This is a genomic window from Nostoc sp. (assembly GCF_054880495.1).
In genome coordinates this window covers 1-17,673 of sequence record NZ_JBTYKD010000016.1, presented here as the reverse complement: position 1 = coordinate 17,673, position 17,673 = coordinate 1, and the positions used below count along the sequence as shown (strand labels likewise).

Sequence of the window (17,673 nt, the reverse complement as noted above, 5' to 3'; positions counted from 1 at the left end):
TTGTAACTATTCTTAACAAATTTGTATCAAAATTGTCATCATATATTTTGTATTGCTTTTTACATTTGAAGAATGATTAAAGTAATCAGAACTACAGGATAAACAGAACTTTTCCAGATAGAGGCGCAGACAATAAGAGTTGGGAATATTTCAATCCCTCTTTGCTTGTGTAAATTTATCAAAGGTAGATGTAAAATTTATGTAAGTTCACTCAGAAGTAGTTGATTGTGGTGTTTGTGTCAAACGTGGTGAATGAGTTCGCCGCCAACGGTTAAAGCCATAGATAAGAGCAACAAAAATTAATAAATAGGGACTGTAAACAATTAACCAAATACCCAGCTTGAGTAAGCCAACAGAAAATGCACTCAAGGAGTGGGTAGAGTTGTTCCAAGTTTCCTGAACTTGCAAACTAAAGGCAGGTTGGGGACTGGTGCTAGAAACTGCTGCTTCTAGGTTCAGCGTAATAGTGGAATATGCAACTTGATTTTGTAGGCTTTTGAGTTGGGCATTAATTTGTTCTATTGTTTGGCGGACATTATTCAATTCTTGGGCAACACTAAGCACATCTCTAATAGAACCAGCCCGATCCATAATTTTTTGCAAATTGACTTCAGTTTTCTGCAAATTAGTTAATCTAGCTTGGAAATCTACTAGGCGATCGCCCACATCTTCAGCAGTGATATTACGACTCTCGACAGTGCCCAATTTAGCTATTTGTTCCAGGGTAGGTTCCAACAGATTCTCTGGTATCCGCAATTGGATTGTTGCTGTGTAACGCCGGCTGTCGTTTTTGGGTTGTTGTTCTTGCAACCCAATCAAATCCCCTTGCTGTTTATTGATAATTTGCGAAACAGCATCAATAGTCTGATCTACGGAGTTGACAGTCAAAGACATTGCTGCCTTTTTAATCAGTTGGGGACGAGAACGGGCTATTGGTGCAGCTTCCGTCTTTTGGGAAATACTGCTTTCACTAGCCGGTGCCATTCTTTTATCTGCCGCGCCATCGGCTGCAATTTGAGGTATAGCCTGATTTGCTGACTGATGGGAAGCGGCGCAACTGGTGAAAATCAACCCTCCTAATAACGTACTCACGAATAAAGCAGATGTGCGCGGCAATTTAATCGAAGTGTACATAATCTACCCCCAGATGGATGAAGTTAATCCAAGTATTGCCGATGAAAAACTTAAAGGCTGTATTGTTGCGATTTATGTAACAGGGTTAGTCATTAGTCCCCTATCTTCCCCATCTCCCTCATCTCCCCATCTACTGAGTTCAAATGGGTAAAATTCAATGGCTGAGAGTTCATCTGTGGTGACTCAATTTGAGGTAAAATCATAAGTCTGCCAATTAATGACGATGCTTGCTAACAGGAGATGCTTCTATGGCCCGGATGTATTATGACGAAGATGCCAATTTAGACCTTTTGGCTGGAAAAACTATTGCTATTATCGGCTATGGTTCCCAAGGTCATGCCCACGCTCTCAATTTAAAAGATAGTGGTTTGAATGTGATTGTGGGATTATATCCGGGTAGTAAGTCAGTCGCAAAAGCTGAAGCATCTGGGTTAACTGTGAAGAATGTTGCAGATGCTGCCAATGCTGCCGACTTCATCATGATTTTGTTACCTGATGAAGTCCAAAAAACGATTTACAAAAACGAGATTGAACCCAATCTAGAAGAAGGGAATGTGTTAGCCTTTGCCCACGGTTTCAATATTCACTTTGGGCAAGTTGTACCACCGGATAACGTGGATGTGGTGATGGTAGCACCAAAAGGTCCGGGGCATTTAGTACGGCGGACTTATGAAAGTGGGGAAGGCGTACCAGCGCTGTTTGCAGTTTATCAAGATGCCAGTGGTCAGGCACGCGATCGCGCGATGGCTTATGCTAAAGGTATCGGTGGTACTCGCGCTGGTGTTCTCGAAACTACTTTCCGCGAAGAAACCGAAACTGATTTATTTGGGGAACAGGCGGTATTGTGCGGTGGTTTGAGTGCTTTAATCAAAGCCGGATTTGAAACTTTGGTAGAAGCTGGTTATCAACCAGAATTGGCTTATTTTGAATGTCTGCATGAAGTTAAGCTGATTGTTGACTTGGTTGTGGAAGGTGGTTTAGCCAAAATGCGGGACAGCATTTCTAATACTGCTGAATATGGGGATTATACGCGTGGACCACGGATTGTTACCGAACAAACCAAAGCTGAAATGCAGAAGATTCTCGGCGAAATTCAATCTGGGCAATTTGCACGGGAATTTGTTCTGGAAAACCAAGCTGGTAAACCAGGATTTACCGCGTTGCGTCGCAAGGAAGCTGAACACAAAATTGAGGAAGTTGGTAAAGATTTACGCGCTATGTTTAGCTGGTTGAAAAAAGCTTAAGCAAAAGGGGGAGTCGAAGGAGTGACATACTCCCACACTGACGCAAGCGGACAGTGTGGGCTTCTCAGCGACTCCCGGTATCCCGTCGGACATTAACTGAGCTTTGTTTAGACTGCACGAGATGCCCCTCCGCGCAGTTGAACAATACAAAAAATGTTCAATCCTTTGTACTGTCAGAGTTTTACTTACCCACAGTGGCGACACAAAAAAGCCAGTGCGTTGGACGGGTTTCCCGACTTTAAGCACCTGGCGCGTGTCTGTTACTGGGTAGAACCCCATACTCTGAGTTGTCAAGGTACAGATTAAGATGACCAGCATTTTCGGCTTTGCCATCTAGTACCATTGTAATGGAAAAGTTACGAAATAACGTAGACGCAAACGCGAGTGCGTCTCGTAGAGAAGCGGCTAGGTGCAGAGAAATTAAAACCTTTAATTTACCACAGGTTCAAGAAATCGGTTCATAAACCATTTGGGGAATCAACACTTCGTCTTGCAATTGCCCAATACCTAAAAAGCGAGTCTCTTCATCGTAAACTCGCACTATTTCAGAAACATCGAAAGTTAGAGAAATTCGCTGACCTTGACACCATTTTTGAGCAGATGCTGCTGGTAAAGTCACAGATGATAAATGTTGTAAGGCTGCATCAGGTAGAAAAGGTTGAAATGTCTCAGCTTGGAGTTGAGTTTCTAAGTCTGTGAAAGTGAGACTATCTGTTAAATCGAAACTACTACTTTGGGTGCGGTTCAAAGCCGCAAGAGTGCCACCAGTTTCTAAGATTGCGCCTAAGTCACGAGCGATCGCTCTAATATATGTACCAGAACCACAGGCGATCGCCACATCCAATTCGGGAAAATCTCCTTCTCTCCAGTCTAAAATATCTATCTGAAAAACTTCTACTGTTCGCACTGGAACTTCTACCGTTTTCCCTTGGCGTGCTAAGTCGTAGAGACGTTTACCATCCACTTGGATTGCACTATAACTGGGTGGTATTTGCTCAATCTTGCCTTCAAATTGTGCCAGTGCAGTTTTCACTTCTGCTAAATTCAATCCTGCACAAGGTCCACAAGTGATGATTTCACCTTCTAAATCATCGGTTGTAGTACGCACACCCAGGCGAATCGTAGCCTTGTAAGCTTTGTTTTCTGGCAGATATTGTAATAATCTTGTAGCTTTACCAAGTGCGATCGGTAACACCCCAGTAGCTGCTGGATCTAAAGTTCCTGCGTGTCCCACACGTTTGAGGCGCAACAATTTTCGCACCCGTGCCACGCAGTCGTGGGAAGTCCAGTCAAATGGTTTGTTTAAGTTGAGAAAACCTTGAAATAACACAAAATCAATCGTTACAGCTTCTAAATTCTATAAAATACTCATCAATATAATGCTCAAAACATCAATATTCAGCATTTAATACTTTATAAAGCATTAATTTATACGCATTAACCAAGCTCAAGAGATACTCTCAGCGCCTTACCGAATAATACACAAAAAACGCAGATAACGCCGAGCATTTTCCGCAAATATCACGATGTCAGTTATAAGTTTAAATCCATAAAACTGTAAAAATAGATAAATATCAGAAAAAACTTAATAAAACTAATTATAACCCATACAGCATAGTCTATTTACTATTAAAGGATAATTAAGAAAAGGCTGAAATCACCTATTTTTGTTAATTCACATCACGATGAATTTGTACACTACGTAAGTTTTATCCTAAATGAGTTACGAGCAAAAAGATCCCCGACTTCTTCAAGAAGTCGGGGATCTGAGCCTCTCGGTAGAGAGCAAATCAAAATAGGATTGCTATAAGCTAAACCATATCTAGTTTGCATTTGCATAATCTAAAATTGTACATTTCTTGTGGGATGGGCGTCTCGCCCGTCCAAGATATGCAAGTTAAACATGGAACAGCTGATCATCAAAAAACTAAAATGGTATATATCTATTCCCTATTTTCCATATTCTCATTCAACTTTTGCATAAATTCTTGATGTTCAGTGGCAGCTAAACCTGCTTGTAACACAGATAACACCGTTGCCATTTCTCCTGACAGTAAGGCAGGTACCGCCAACCACAATCCCGGAAACACCTGACTGCGAATAATTCCTTGCTCATCGGTTGGTAGCGAAACATACTCGTCCGCTTGCAGCCTAAACCAATCCAACTGATTATCTAATGTTTGCCAGACAATATACTCCTGTACTCCATTCCGCCGATAAGTGCGTTTTTTATCATGTAAATCGATGGCTGCACTGCTTGCTGCCACTTCTATCACCAGTTCGGGTGCGCCTTGGATATAATCATCTTCACTAATCAATGCCTGTCTGCCCGGAATGAATAGTACCGCGTCAGGCTGTGGTTCATTATCTGGATCTAAACGCACTGTGGGTTCAATTCCCAGAACAACATCAGGTGTTGCCGTTTTATAGTTCCACAACCACCCGATCAGGTTTCCATGTGGTTCCCCATGACTTTTAATTCGGAGTGGGGATGCCATGATATAGACAACTCCTTCAACCAGTTCAGCTTTTCTTAAATGCGGCATTGCTTGATAGCGACGCTCAAATTCGCAGCGAGATAAGCGATCGCCATTTTCCAGAGGTAAAACTGAAATCACTTTTTTAGGAGTTGTAACCATCCCTTTGTCCTCTTTACCCAAATTGCCTAAACTGAATCAAAGTATTCTAATTTGGCAGTGCTGCATCCATTTTACTACCGCACATTAAAAAGCTCTTATGCAAGGAGCAGGGGTGCGATCGCCCACAAGGGACGTTAGTATTCGGCGTAACCCATTACAGATTAGTAATTATTTGGTCAAAAACTGTTTGTAATCAACCGTCCATAGAAAACATGAGATTATTTCTTAATAATGCGTCTACGTTATTCCGTAACTCATGCGTAAGTCCTAATAATCTTGAGAATAAACTTAGTTATATAACTAAAAGCCCACATTGTACCCGATGAAGGGGTCAATGTGGGTAATTTATGCGTATAACACGAATGATAATTTAGCGGAACATACTACTAACTGAAGTATCTTCATGAATCCGCCAGATAGTTTCTCCTAACAGATTAGCTACTGACAGCACCACTAGTTGGGGAAAGCGATCGCTTTCTGCTATGGGAATCGTATTTGTGACAATGACTTCCTCAAACAAGCCACTGGATAACCTCTCTATCGCTGGTGGAGAGAACACCGCATGAGTTACACAGGCGTATACCTGACGCGCTCCTTCTTCACGCAGTAATCGCGCCCCTTCCGCGATCGTGCCTCCAGTGTCGATCATGTCATCCACTAACACTGCCGTTTTGCCTTTAACATCGCCGATGATATTTAACACTTCGGCAACATTATGTGCCTGACGACGTTTGTCAATAATCGCCAGTGGAGCATCATTCAGTTTTTTCGCAAATGCCCTAGCTCGTGCTACACCGCCAACATCGGGGGAAACAACTACAAGGTCTGGCAGTTGTTTACTTGCTAGATAATCCAGCAATACTGGCGAACCGTAAACATGATCAAAGGGGATATCGAAATAGCCCTGAATCTGAGCCGAGTGTAAATCCATTGCTAGAACGCGGTTGGCACCTGCTTCGGTGATCAAGTTAGCAACCAGCTTGGCAGTTATTGACTCTCGTCCTGCCGTTTTGCGATCGGCGCGGGCATACCCATAGTAGGGAATTACTGCCGTTACCTGTCGCGCCGAAGCTCGACGACAGGCGTCAACCATAATCATTAATTCCATCAAATGATCGTTTACGGGTTGACAACATGGCTGGATTAAATAAACATCACAACCCCGAATCGATTCTTGGATTTGAACGTAAAGTTCTCCATCCGCAAATCTTTTGCGAATCATTGGCCCCAAGTCCATACCCACATAACGAGCGACTTCTTGAGACAGTTGTAGATTGGCAGAGCCAGAAAACAGCCGCAGGCGATGATTCTCGTTCAGTCCTGTTGCAGATGGTTGCACTTTGAAAGTTGCAGAACTGAGCACAGCAGATCCTCTATGTGCATTCATAGCAATATTATCATTAAAGATTTAATAGATTTAACTGAAAAATTGCCTAAAAAAACATCTGTGACTTTTGTTGAAGCTTCCATACAAAATTAAAACATTTTTCCATAAAGTTATCATTTGCTAATTGTCTCAGGTTTACAAGCTATTGATAGCTTAACGGACATCAAGACCGTCCACTAGGTCTATAGTTAAAATTTTTTGAGATGAGGTAAATAACCCAATCTCTTAAAAATTGGTGTGCTAGATAGCTTCTGCTAACTACCTCATTTATAACTTAAGTGATATTCAAGCTTGTTCTTATAAGAGTATAACACTTCTGCCTAGGTATTCAAAATGTAGCTTATTATTCTACTAATTACGCATTCACAAAAAACCATATGTCTATAGTTCTCTAGCACTGAACATAATTTACTCACGTATAATTTTTTAGATAAAGATTGAATAAAGTTTAAATAAAGATTGTATAAAAATGTATTTTTTAATATCAAAACATTACAGAACAACGGTAATATCAGCTTGGTAAAAATTTATAAGTAATTGTACTAAGATAAAGAAATTTTAAAAAACCAGGGAAAGTTGTTCAATCTAATTACTCCTGACACAGGGAGGCGACAGCATACTTATGAACTCTCGACCTACTTCAGTAGTAGAAAAGTCTTTAACTGCCATAGCAACTAGTTCCAAGAAGTCGGCGTATTGTTTAGCTGCCATGCGACCGCGACAATGGACAAAAAATCTGGTGGTGTTTGCAGCGCCGTTGTTTGCATTTAGCATCAATCTGCAATCTCTGCTAGGTAGCCTATTGGCGTTCATATTATTTTGCTGTGCATCAAGTGGCTTCTACTTAATCAATGACATCGCAGATGTTGAATCTGACCGTCAGCACCCTGTCAAGTGTAAGCGGCCAATTGCGGCCGGATTAGTCAGCATCCGTGTTGCTATTGGGATGGCATTGGCGCTATTAGGTAGTGCCCTGATTTTTGCGTGGTTGCGATCGCCCCAGTTGGGTGCAGCCATAACTGCATACGCCCTGTTGCAGATCGCCTATAATCTGCGACTAAAACGGATGGTAATTTTGGATGTAGGGGCGATCGCTACCGGATTTGTTCTCCGAGCCTATGCCGGTGCTGCTGCTACCGGCATAGTTTTATCAGCTTGGTTTTTACTTTGCACTGCGATGCTAGCGCTATTTTTGGGTATTGAAAAGCGCAAAGCAGAACTGCGATTAGTACAAATAAAAGGCAACAAACCTCGCTCTGTCCTCAAATACTATTCCTTGCCTCTGCTGGGTCGCATGGAAAATGTTGTCACCACTTGCACAGTTATTACTTATGCTCTTTGGAGTGCTGGTCCTTATCTACATGGGGCGCCCACCCGTTGGATGCTAGTGACTTTGCCGTTCGTATTCTATGGCATTTTTCGCTATCAACTGCTGAGTGATCCCCAGGAGATTACCAATTACAGCGACAACCATCCAGAGCAAGATGGACGTAGTGAGCGCCCGGAAGAAATATTATTGAAAGATTTGCCCATTCTGTTAACTGTCGTTGGTTGGGTGTTCACTTGCTTTGTGATTCTCTTACTCAAACATCAAGGGCTGATCAAATAAATCTGGTAAATGCACCAATGGCAGAATTTTCGAGACTTTGCGGATGAAAAATTTAAAACCTTTTTTGCTCAACTGGCCTAAATTGGGTATCAAAGAGAAACGCCATAGGCTTCCACGACGTATCCATACACTAGCTCAAATAAAAATTCACAAAATCAAGATTTGTGGTATTAAAGGAATCATTCTTGATTTAGATAACACTATTATTTCTGAAGATGATCGTTACCTATCCCCGAGAGCAGAAGATTGGATTACAGAAGCCAAGTTAGCCGGATTGCAATTTTTTATCCTCTCAAATGGGAAACGTCGCTATCGTGTGAAATATTGGTCTCATCGTCTTGATATTCAAGCGCTCAGTCCAGCTAAAAAACCTTTTCCCCATGCATTTCGACAGGCAATAGCCTATATGCAGTTACCAGCAAAACATATACTCGTCGTTGGTGATAGTTTACATACTGATTTTGTGGGCGCATTACTTTGTGGATGTGGCTACATCCAAGTTGCTACCCTACCACACCCGCCCCGCTGGTGGGAAAAATTTGCTGGCAAATGGGTGCAAATACCTTATGCATCTGGAGGAGAACTTTGGGATTTTGATGATGCTGCTGGCTATGAGAGTTTTTTATAAATTGCTCTTTTGATCAAAAAATATCACGTTATAAATTGAGTAAATTTTCACCATGAATAACCAGATAGTTTTTAGCTTGCTGATTTTAATCACAGTCGGATTAAATACACTGGCTCAAAATCTATTGAAACTAGGAGCGGGACAAAATCCGTTAAATATCTATTTACTAGGAGGAATTTGTACTTATGGTCTGAGTACGGTTTTTTACGTGGTAGTTTTAGGGAAACTGAATTTATCAGTTGCCTATCCAGTAGTGATCGGATTAACAATTATATTCACAATGATCACTGGTGCTGTGATTTTGCGAGAAAAAGTCTTAATTTCCCAATGGGTAGGAGCCGGTTTGATGTTGAGCGGTATCTGTGCGATCGCTTTAAGTAAACATTGATTAGTATTTCAAGAATAGTTAAGTTATCTGATTCAAAGTGCCAGGATATAAAAAACTTTATCCTAGCATCACTAATAGACTACCCTTAACTGATTACCTTGTTCGCAAGCATTTCCCTGATTCATTGTCCTGCAAGTTGGAATGAAAGAAGGTATGCCACAGTAATTCCTATGGGATCATGTAGAGGAGATTAAATTATGATAAAAATCCAAAATCAGAGATGGTCGAGATATTATCTCTCGATTTCAATAGTGATTTTTTTGAGTGTTGTTCTCCGCTTCTTTATGCTGTCAAACCAGAGTCTTTGGTATGATGAAGGTTTGAGTTTAACTAATTCTGATGTCTCGACACTTCAAGAGAGCATTGCGAAAGCAAGATACATAGGAAATAGTGATAGATTTCAACCACTGTACTTTATAGTTCTGTTTTTGTGGCGTCAGGTATTTGGTGAAAGTGAATTTGCCCTTCGCTCACTCTCTGCTATTTTAGGAATTGGCTCAACTATCGTTATATTCTTTACTGCTTTGCGGATACATGGAAAAAAGCACGCTTTATGGTCTCTGCTAATCCTTACATTTAGTTCTTTCTGTGTTTACTACAGCCAAGAGGCAAGAATTTATGCCTTAGCAATGTTTATAGCTTCACTTCAACTATATTTCTTCAGCACGGTATTAGTTAAAAATGAAGGTAATCGAGCTATTTCAATATGGCTATTTAGTATTTTTACTGCCATAGGAATTTTTAGTAATATTAACTTCTGCTTTTCCACTATAGCTCTATGTTTATCTCATATCGCCATCTATAGAAATTTAAGGCAATGGCTGCAATGGTGGCTTCCGGCAGCATTTTTATCTTTACCGCCAATTTTCTATTACCTGACTTTACCTGGAGCAACTGATCCAGAAAGCATTTCAGTTTCTCGCTTGGGATTCCCCCTAATTCAAAATATTATTTTTGTGTTAAATGGAATTTTAGTGGGGACAAGTTACGGACCTTCAGTCGAGCAGTTGCACGGCGATGATAGAGTACAGGTTTTGCTTCGTTACTGGCCTCAGATACTTTTATTGGTGATTGTTGGTACTGTAATTTTTCTGGCTTTAATAAAAGTTTTATTGAGACACAAAAAACATCACAGAGAGCAGTATGCTGATTACTTCTTTGCTTCTGTTTTTGTCATGGCATTTTTACTAGGATTGCTCTTAGCTATAGTGACCAAATTTAATTGGGTGCCGCGTCACTCTTATTATCTTTGGTTACCACTTGCCATGCTTATACCATCAGCTTTGAGTCAAAGACCTGGTATTAGCTCAAAGCGCTATGGATTATCTCAGTTTCCTAAAATCGCTGTCATATCTCTGATAGTTCTGAATATTTATTCTCTTTTTAACTACTACTTCGATGATCACTATCAGAAAGATGACTACCGATCTGCGACCCACTATATTTTAAAAAACCGTTCTTCTTCTACACAATCTGTATTTTTATTTGGCAATCCCAGATTATTTAGATACTACGGTGACACTCTAAGTCTGGATGGAAGGAAGTTAGGTGATAAGTTAAAAAAGGGGATTACGAATGAAAATTTTGCAGGAGAAATTCAAAAATTAACAAATAATGCGGATACAGTTTTGATCGTAGTTAATCGTGATTATCTATTTCCCAAAGGAGTGATTGAAAAAGGGATGAGTGATTTATATAAGCTGGATTATGAAGTTAGTTTTGCATATTTCAAAATCTATCGTTTTCCCAAGAAGAGAAATTGAACTGGGGATTGAGGACTCTGGGAGCATCTCACTTTGTAAAAAGCCTTGTAAAATCTCACCCCAACCCTCTCCTTACCAAGGAGAGGGAGCAAGAATCTTCTTTCTCATCTGATATATTTGCTTTCACTAAGATGCTCCCAGGACTTTTAAGTTATACAGTACAAAAGAACCTTGCTCTGGTGGGGATGTACCCGTTGGGTATAGTAGAATATTGCCGTAGGTAACTGTCCGTCGCCTCTTGGACTTAATCTTTGTGGGTGACTTCCTCCTCAGTCGCTACTACACTCAATCAATCGCTCATGCAACCACCGATTACAGTTGGCACTGTCTTGCAAAACCGTTACCGGATAATTCAAATTCTCGGACAAGGAGGATTTGGTAGAACCTATCTGGCAGAAGACCAGAGGCGCTTTAACGAACTTTGCGCGATCAAGGAATTGATTTCAACAGCAAGGTCGGCTTTGGCTTGGGAGAGGGCACAAGAGCTTTTTCACCGGGAAGGTGGCATTTTGTATCAAATACAACACCCACAAGTACCTAAATTCCGGGAAAGATTTGAGCAAGACCAAGGTTTATTTTTGGTGGAGGACTACGTTGCAGGTCAGACGTACCGAACTCTGCTGGCTGAACGTCAAGCTGTGGGTCAAACTTTCACAGAGGCTGAAGTCTTGCAGCTGATAGAGTTGTTGTTGCCTGTTTTAGAGCATATTCACAGTCGAGGGATTATTCACCGGGATATATCGCCAGAAAATATTATTTTGCGAGATAGTGACGCTAAACCTGTGTTAATTGATTTTGGGGTGGTTAAGGAACTAGCAACACGTTTACGATCGCCAGAGAGTGCAATGCCAGAAACCACTGTGGGAAAATTAGGCTACTCTCCTAGTGAACAAATGCAAACAGGGGGAGCTTATCCTAGTAGTGATTTGTATGCTTTAGCGGTGAGTGCAATTGTTTTGCTGACTGGTAAAGAACCCAGGGAGCTATTTGACGAAAACCAACTAACTTGGAATTGGCAGCGATGGGTAAAAGTTAATCCACGATTTGCCTTGGTTTTGAATCGAATGTTGAATCATCTACCGAGCGATCGCTACCAAAGTGCTGCTAATGTATCCCAAGCACTGCAATCGCTGTCTCAACCCAGTGTTTCTACCCCCGATGTATCAAACTTGCAAACAATGGCTGTTGGTCGCCGTCCTGACCTCGTACCACCAGCAGTTTCCCCCAAAAGACCTGCTCCTGTGATTCCACCAAGTAACACTAGCTCAATCTTGGATAATCCTTTAGCGATCGCCGCAATTGGCAGCGCTGTAGTGATCATAGCGGGATTCGGTTCTTGGGCGCTGGTAAGTTCCATTCGCAGTCAGCCGAAAACACCACCAACTGAGACGCTTCCACAAAATTTCCCTTCACCAGTGATTTCTGGTGGTACTACATTCCCATCCACACCTACACCCACCAACGATCAACCTGTTGTATCTACTAAGCGCCTCAATCTGGGAGCATCTAATAACACAGCCACGGTTCAAGATACTCTCAAAACAAATCAAATAATCCGGTACACTTTTTTTGGGACTGAAGGTGACAAGTTAACTGCGTTTATTGACCCAGGAAGCAGCATTTTACTCACAGTCTTAAGTCCCAATCAACAACCAATTAATCCTAATGCCCAGCAAGTAAAATCCTATGAAAGCCCATTGCTGGTTACTGGTAGATATACTATTGAGTTAACACTGGTTTCAGGAGTTGCCGAAAGCAATTACAATCTCAATGTTGTATTAGAAAAACCAGTCAAACCAACACCTACAGAAACACCGATCGCAATTCCGACAGAAACACCGATCGCAATTCCTACAGAGACACCGATTCCAATTCCTACAGAAACACCGATCGCAATTCCGACAGAAACACCGATTCCAATTCCGACAGAAACACCGATTCCAATTCCTATACAAACACCCTTCCCAATTCCTCAGAGTGGTGAAATGCCAACTTTCCCGCCGGCTGATGGAACACAACCATTTTCTGGCCAAAGAAATTAATGTTAAACACACTACTGATTACTGGAACTGATACCGAAGCTGGTAAAACTGTTTTAACAACAGCGTTAGCAGCCTATTGGCAAAAATATTATCCGCAGCGTAGCTGGGGAATCATGAAACCGATTCAATCAGGAATTGGCGATCGCGAGTGGTATCAAAAGCTATTTACACTAGAACAATCCCCAGAAGAAATTACACCTTTATACTTTCAAGCACCTTTAGCGCCTCCGATAGCAGCAGCACGGGAAAATCGCCGAGTAGATTTGGCAGTAGTTTGGCAAGCTTTATCTAAGTTGCGATCGCATCGTGATTTTGTGCTTGTAGAAGCCTTGGGAGGGTTAGGTTCGCCAGTAACTGAGGAATTAACGGTAGCCGATTTAGCAGGAGAATGGCGTTTACCAACGGTATTGGTAGTACCAGTTAGATTAGGTGCGATCGCTCAAGCAGTGGCGAATGTAGCATTAGCTAGACAATCGCGCGTCAATCTCAAAGGCATTGTTCTAAACTGCGTACAACCCCGAACAGATGCAGAAATAGCCGACTGGACACCACACCAATTGATTCAATCACTCACTAACACACCAGTTTTAGGCTGCTTGCCCTATTTAGATAACCTGACTGATTTAGATAAACTTGCTCAAATAGCATCAGATTTAGATTGGGAAACACTGATATTTTAGAATTGGGCATTGGACACTTGTACTGACTTGTACTGAGCAGCGTCGTTGGCGCAGCCTCTCGTAGAGAAGTATTGGGCATGATTATTAGCGTAGGCGTAGCCCAACCTAGGCATCGCTCTTTGGAGAAAAACTTTTTGATTTATTCAGATAAGACTTGAGCAACTGATGGTAGCGATCGCCTAAGCCAGTCACAATTCTGACACAACTCGGTAACAGCTTTGTCAATAAGACGTGCAATGGTGAGGAAGGATGAAATTAACCTAACTCTAGTGACACACAAGGCAGGATTTACCTGCCTTCTTTCATCTTTGGGACTAAAAAATGCGCTACCCCCCACTCGTACATAATTCCCAACTGAATTCTGACTCGTGACTCCTGAATTCTGATTGTTAAATGTCATTCAAGTGCCATATCTTAGTCACAGAAACGTCACGGGCATAAGTTAATTTGTCGGTATTTGATTAACAGTAAATTAGTTTCGCCTGATATCATGATGCTTTCTTTTGCAGTGGCGAGTGCAGTCTGTAGCAATGGTAGCGAAGTAAATCTAGACTTTGCTAACTTTAGCTGGATTGACGTGATTATTTTAGGCATCGTTCAGGGAATTACAGAACTACTACCAATTAGTAGTACTGCTCATTTGCGGATAGTGCCAACTTTACTAGGACTGAAAGATCCGGGGTCTGCTTTTTCCGCAGCAATGCAGTTAGCTAGCTTGACTGCTGTTTTAGTCTATTTTTGGCAGGACTTAAAAAAATTAACCGGGGAGACAGTTAGAGCAATTAGCAGACAAGACTATCAATCTAGTTCTTTGCAACTAATGTTAGGTTTATTGATAGGAACTTTGCCCATTGCTGTGGCTGGTGTGCTACTCAAACCAATTCTGAACGCCTGCAACTCACCAATCCGAGGGTTAGTAGTTATTGGTGCGGCTTCAATTATTATGTCAGGATTGCTGGCGATCGCTGAAAAACGCGGAGGGCGCGATCGCACTTTCGACAACCTCACCCTCTGGGATGGCATTTGGGTAGGAGTTGCTCAAGCTTTTGCCCTCATCCCTGGCGTTTCTCGCTCTGGTTCCACCCTCACCGCCGGGTTATTTTTGGGCATGAAACGGGAGACATCAGCCCGATTTTCTTTTTTGTTGGGCTTACCAGCCGTGATTTTGGCAGGTGCTGTAGAACTCCACACACTTACGAAAGCCGGACTGAGTGCGGCTGGTTGGTTGACTTTGTTGGTGGGCTTAATCTCCGCCAGCATTTCCGCTTTTCTCGCAATTTGGGGACTCCTACGCTACCTGGAAAAACACAGTACCTTGATTTTTATTTTCTACCGCTTGGCAATGGGTGTATTTTTGATAGTTGCCGTCATGGCTGGTTGGTTGCAGAATTGATTTTAACTGATAATGGGGTATTAGTAATATCGGAACAGAAAACTACGAGCATCGGTATTAAGCTGTTGGACATTTAACTTGTATATCATCTGGAAGTAAAACTCTTGTGGGGTGGGCCGGAAAGCCATTGGTGTCAACTTCAGAAAAAATCTGCTTTGAGAAGACGTTTTGCCCTCATCTCCTCTCCCAAAATTGGGAGAGGGGCTGGGGGTAAAACCTCGAAAGCATGCCTTGCCTAACTTCTACGTTAAGTTGACACCAATGGCATCTTGCCCGCCCTAGTTATGCAAAATAATACAAAAGTTTTTTGGCACTGAAACCGTTGTTTTATCTTTAAGTGAAATGGACATAAACCCGATTGACCTACTTGAGCCGGAAAACGATGAACCCGAAACATCAGCTAACCGCGAAAAACGCAAAAGTCGTTTAAATAGTGCTGTTGCAATTGCAGTTGCATTGATTGCAACCTTTATCGGTATCTGCAAAATCAAAGATGATAATCTGGTTCAGGCAATGCAGCAAGCTCAAGCAAATAAAGTTGACGATTGGGCGTTATATCAGGCTCGTAATATTCGTGAAGAAATAGCCAAATCAAATATAACGCAACTGAAATTGCAATCTGTTTCTCAATCTTCTGCTGTCAGGGCTGACTATGAAAAACAGATTGCGGCTTATCAAGTAATTGCTGATAAAGAAGACCAGAAAAAGCAGGAACAGAAGCTAGTTGCCGAAAAAGACCAAACAACCTATGACCAGCTTAATTACCATGACGACCAGTTTGACCTAGCTGATGCTTCCTTATCGCTCTCTGTCTCGCTATTTGCCATCACATCTCTATCTCAGAAAAAATGGTTGTTCTACCTCGCCTTGGTTCCAACTATATTTGGCTTGGTCATGGGGTTATCTGGATTATTAAACTGGCAACTACACCCCGATGCTTTGACTAAATTACTATCCGAAAACTTCTTAGAAAAGCCAGCCGAAAAAAAAATACTGCTTTCCACTCGCACTTCCCCAAATCCCAAAGTCTTGTGAATTGATTGATTAGGAATAAGAATTAAATAACATACAATTTATGTCCCTGGCTTACCTCACCCTCAATCCCTCTCCTTATAAAGGAGAGGGAAGCTAGAGATAGAATGAAGTTTTGCATTTTATTTAATCCACTTTTCTTAACAAGATTCTGATTCATCCCCACTAGTCCCTATTCCCTACGATAAACTAGGAAAATAAACTTGCATTAGCTGTACTTAAACTAGTTTGTCTTCATAATGGTTTCCACCTTTCCCAATCCCGCTTCTGTTGACCTATCTCGTATCCGACTGGCAATCCGTTCATTGCAACCGCAATTAGTAGAGTGGCGGCGGCGATTGCATCAACAACCAGAGTTGGGTTTTCAAGAAAAACTGACGTCTGAGTTTGTATCACAAAAGCTGCAAGAATGGGGAATTGACCATCAAACTGCCATTGCTCACACTGGCATTGTTGCCACCATCAAAGGTAACAAACTCCCCACTCCCATTCGGCTACGCTCACAGCAAGCCGCCTCCCATTCGGCTACGCTCACGGCAAGCCCACTTCCGACTCCCCAAGTTTTAGCGATTCGCGCGGATATGGATGCTTTGCCAATCCAAGAACTCAACGAAGTGCCCTACAAATCGCAGCATGATGGAGTGATGCACGCTTGTGGACATGATGGACATACTGCGATCGCTTTAGGTACAGCTTATTATCTCCAAGAGCATCGCCAAGACTTCTCCGGTACCGTGAAAATTATCTTCCAGCCAGCAGAAGAATCACCAGGAGGCGCAAAGCCGATGATTGAAGCTGGGGTTCTCAAAAATCCTGATGTTGACGCGATTATTGGTTTGCACTTGTGGAATAATTTGCCCTTGGGAACGGTGGGTGTACGGGCTGGGGCATTGATGGCAGCTGTGGAGTGCTTTAACTGCACAATTTTGGGCAAAGGTGGACACGGCGCACTACCTCATCAAACTGTTGACTCTGTTGTAGTTGCTGCCCAAATTGTAAATGCTTTGCAAACTATTGTCGCTCGGAATGTTAATCCCATTGATTCAGCAGTGGTGACAGTGGGCGAACTTCATGCTGGAACCAAGCGGAATGTGATTGCTGATACAGCGAGAATGAGTGCCACTGTCAGGTATTTTAATCCTAGTTTTAAAGGCTTTTTTCATCAGCGCGTCGAGCAGATTATTGCTGGAATTTGTCAAAGTCAGGGTGCGAATTATGACTTAGAATATTGGTCACTTTATCCACCAGTCATTAATGATATTAAGATAGCAGAATTGGTGCGAACTGTAGCAGAAGAAGTGGTAGAAACCCCGATGGGTATTGTGCCAGAATGCCAAACTATGGCTGCTGAAGATATGTCATTTTTCTTGCAAGAGGTTCCTGGTTGCTATTTCTTTTTAGGTTCTGCTAACCCCGCGAAAGACTTAGCATATCCTCATCATCATCCCCGGTTTGATTTTGACGAAACCGCCTTGGGAATGGGTGTAGAAATGTTTGTGAGATGTGTGGAGAAGTTTTTTAGTTGAGTGGGTGTAAATTAGATGTTTTTAATCAAGTTAAGTTTACTTGAATTTTTATGAAAAATAACTAAATAACTTTTGTCCAGAGAGCCAAGTCATTGGTTGATTATCTGAGAGATTTTTATTAATTTTTGCATATAGCAATTCTCCTGTGGATTTAATACACTTTCTTCTGCAAATCTTCTGTAGCTTGTACCCTGCCATCTAATAGTGA

General features: G+C 41.9%; 16 protein-coding genes. 11 read left to right on the top strand and 5 right to left on the bottom strand.

Features of this window, described 5'->3' with window-relative positions; translation table 11 throughout:
• Window positions 1–207: 207 nt before the first annotated feature.
• Window positions 208–1,134 (bottom strand): DUF4349 domain-containing protein, encoded by a 927-nt coding sequence (locus tag ACYTXL_RS01670; protein ID WP_461923213.1) that lies wholly within the window; start codon window positions 1,132–1,134, stop codon window positions 208–210.
• 248 nt (window positions 1,135–1,382) lie between these two features.
• Between ACYTXL_RS01670 and ilvC the strand changes: the two genes are divergently transcribed.
• Window positions 1,383–2,378, top strand: coding sequence for a ketol-acid reductoisomerase (gene ilvC, locus ACYTXL_RS01665; protein ID WP_461923212.1), 996 nt, complete (start codon window positions 1,383–1,385; stop codon window positions 2,376–2,378).
• Between the two features lie 153 nt (window positions 2,379–2,531).
• Entirely contained in the window at window positions 2,532–2,684 is a 153-nt protein-coding gene (locus ACYTXL_RS01660) for a hypothetical protein (protein ID WP_461923211.1), read from the top strand.
• Between the two features lie 139 nt (window positions 2,685–2,823).
• On the opposite strand, the gene truB is transcribed toward ACYTXL_RS01660, so the two are convergent.
• From truB to ACYTXL_RS01645, 3 genes are all read right to left on the bottom strand, one after another.
• Window positions 2,824–3,708, bottom strand: a complete 885-nt coding sequence (gene truB / locus ACYTXL_RS01655) for a tRNA pseudouridine(55) synthase TruB (protein ID WP_461923210.1) — start codon at window positions 3,706–3,708, stop codon at window positions 2,824–2,826.
• Window positions 3,709–4,321: 613 nt separating this feature from the next.
• Window positions 4,322–5,017 (bottom strand): Uma2 family endonuclease, encoded by a 696-nt coding sequence (locus ACYTXL_RS01650; RefSeq protein WP_461923209.1) that lies wholly within the window; start codon window positions 5,015–5,017, stop codon window positions 4,322–4,324.
• Window positions 5,018–5,387: 370 nt separating this feature from the next.
• Window positions 5,388–6,404 (bottom strand): ribose-phosphate pyrophosphokinase, encoded by a 1,017-nt coding sequence (locus ACYTXL_RS01645; protein ID WP_461923208.1) that lies wholly within the window; start codon window positions 6,402–6,404, stop codon window positions 5,388–5,390.
• A 622-nt stretch (window positions 6,405–7,026) separates the two neighbouring features.
• Between ACYTXL_RS01645 and ACYTXL_RS01640 the strand changes: the two genes are divergently transcribed.
• The 6 genes from ACYTXL_RS01640 (at window position 7,027) to bioD (ending at window position 13,514) form a co-directional block, all read left to right on the top strand.
• Window positions 7,027–8,013 (top strand): decaprenyl-phosphate phosphoribosyltransferase, encoded by a 987-nt coding sequence (locus ACYTXL_RS01640; RefSeq protein WP_461923207.1) that lies wholly within the window; start codon window positions 7,027–7,029, stop codon window positions 8,011–8,013.
• Between the two features lie 43 nt (window positions 8,014–8,056).
• Window positions 8,057–8,641 carry a YqeG family HAD IIIA-type phosphatase gene (locus ACYTXL_RS01635; RefSeq protein ID WP_461923206.1) on the top strand — a complete coding sequence of 195 codons (585 nt, stop codon included), beginning with the start codon at window positions 8,057–8,059 and terminating at the stop codon, window positions 8,639–8,641.
• 52 nt (window positions 8,642–8,693) lie between these two features.
• Entirely contained in the window at window positions 8,694–9,029 is a 336-nt protein-coding gene (locus ACYTXL_RS01630; RefSeq protein ID WP_461923205.1) for an SMR family transporter, read from the top strand.
• 197 nt (window positions 9,030–9,226) lie between these two features.
• The gene (locus ACYTXL_RS01625; protein WP_461923204.1) at window positions 9,227–10,792 is read left to right on the top strand and encodes a glycosyltransferase family 39 protein; all 1,566 of its coding nucleotides are present in this window, start codon (window positions 9,227–9,229) and stop codon (window positions 10,790–10,792) included.
• Between the two features lie 299 nt (window positions 10,793–11,091).
• Window positions 11,092–12,834, top strand: a complete 1,743-nt coding sequence (locus ACYTXL_RS01620) for a protein kinase domain-containing protein (protein WP_461923263.1) — start codon at window positions 11,092–11,094, stop codon at window positions 12,832–12,834.
• Complete coding sequence (gene bioD / locus ACYTXL_RS01615; protein WP_461923203.1) at window positions 12,834–13,514, top strand: dethiobiotin synthase; 681 nt, start codon at window positions 12,834–12,836, stop codon at window positions 13,512–13,514. The genes ACYTXL_RS01620 and bioD overlap by 1 nt, the downstream gene beginning before the upstream one ends.
• A gap of 139 nt (window positions 13,515–13,653) precedes the next feature.
• On the opposite strand, the gene ACYTXL_RS01610 is transcribed toward bioD, so the two are convergent.
• Window positions 13,654–13,914, bottom strand: coding sequence for a hypothetical protein (locus ACYTXL_RS01610; RefSeq protein ID WP_461923202.1), 261 nt, complete (start codon window positions 13,912–13,914; stop codon window positions 13,654–13,656).
• 57 nt (window positions 13,915–13,971) lie between these two features.
• Here ACYTXL_RS01610 and ACYTXL_RS01605 point away from each other — a divergent pair, with 57 nt between their 5' ends.
• The 3 genes from ACYTXL_RS01605 (at window position 13,972) to ACYTXL_RS01595 (ending at window position 17,465) form a co-directional block, all read left to right on the top strand.
• On the top strand, window positions 13,972–14,907 hold the full coding sequence (locus ACYTXL_RS01605; protein WP_461923201.1) for an undecaprenyl-diphosphate phosphatase: 936 nt from the start codon (window positions 13,972–13,974) through the stop codon (window positions 14,905–14,907).
• Window positions 14,908–15,249: 342 nt separating this feature from the next.
• Window positions 15,250–15,942, top strand: coding sequence for a DUF4337 domain-containing protein (locus ACYTXL_RS01600; RefSeq protein WP_461923200.1), 693 nt, complete (start codon window positions 15,250–15,252; stop codon window positions 15,940–15,942).
• A gap of 236 nt (window positions 15,943–16,178) precedes the next feature.
• Window positions 16,179–17,465: a M20 family metallopeptidase gene (locus ACYTXL_RS01595; protein ID WP_461923199.1), complete on the top strand. Its 1,287-nt coding sequence runs from the start codon at window positions 16,179–16,181 to the stop codon at window positions 17,463–17,465.
• The last annotated feature ends 208 nt before the right edge of the window (window positions 17,466–17,673 follow it).

What these genes read in the sequence shown, in the direction of transcription:
- ACYTXL_RS01670 (WP_461923213.1), bottom strand. Translation starts at nt 1,134, where the DNA reads ATGTACACTTCGATTAAATTGCCGCGCACATCTGCTTTATTCGTGAGT.
- ilvC (WP_461923212.1), top strand. Translation starts at nt 1,383, where the DNA reads ATGGCCCGGATGTATTATGACGAAGATGCCAATTTAGACCTTTTGGCT.
- ACYTXL_RS01660 (WP_461923211.1), top strand. Translation starts at nt 2,532, where the DNA reads ATGTTCAATCCTTTGTACTGTCAGAGTTTTACTTACCCACAGTGGCGA.
- ACYTXL_RS01650 (WP_461923209.1), bottom strand. Translation starts at nt 5,017, where the DNA reads ATGGTTACAACTCCTAAAAAAGTGATTTCAGTTTTACCTCTGGAAAAT.
- ACYTXL_RS01645 (WP_461923208.1), bottom strand. Translation starts at nt 6,404, where the DNA reads ATGAATGCACATAGAGGATCTGCTGTGCTCAGTTCTGCAACTTTCAAA.
- ACYTXL_RS01640 (WP_461923207.1), top strand. Translation starts at nt 7,027, where the DNA reads ATGAACTCTCGACCTACTTCAGTAGTAGAAAAGTCTTTAACTGCCATA.
- ACYTXL_RS01635 (WP_461923206.1), top strand. Translation starts at nt 8,057, where the DNA reads ATGAAAAATTTAAAACCTTTTTTGCTCAACTGGCCTAAATTGGGTATC.
- ACYTXL_RS01630 (WP_461923205.1), top strand. Translation starts at nt 8,694, where the DNA reads ATGAATAACCAGATAGTTTTTAGCTTGCTGATTTTAATCACAGTCGGA.
- ACYTXL_RS01625 (WP_461923204.1), top strand. Translation starts at nt 9,227, where the DNA reads ATGATAAAAATCCAAAATCAGAGATGGTCGAGATATTATCTCTCGATT.
- ACYTXL_RS01620 (WP_461923263.1), top strand. Translation starts at nt 11,092, where the DNA reads ATGCAACCACCGATTACAGTTGGCACTGTCTTGCAAAACCGTTACCGG.
- bioD (WP_461923203.1), top strand. Translation starts at nt 12,834, where the DNA reads ATGTTAAACACACTACTGATTACTGGAACTGATACCGAAGCTGGTAAA.
- ACYTXL_RS01610 (WP_461923202.1), bottom strand. Translation starts at nt 13,914, where the DNA reads ATGACATTTAACAATCAGAATTCAGGAGTCACGAGTCAGAATTCAGTT.
- ACYTXL_RS01600 (WP_461923200.1), top strand. Translation starts at nt 15,250, where the DNA reads ATGGACATAAACCCGATTGACCTACTTGAGCCGGAAAACGATGAACCC.
- ACYTXL_RS01595 (WP_461923199.1), top strand. Translation starts at nt 16,179, where the DNA reads ATGGTTTCCACCTTTCCCAATCCCGCTTCTGTTGACCTATCTCGTATC.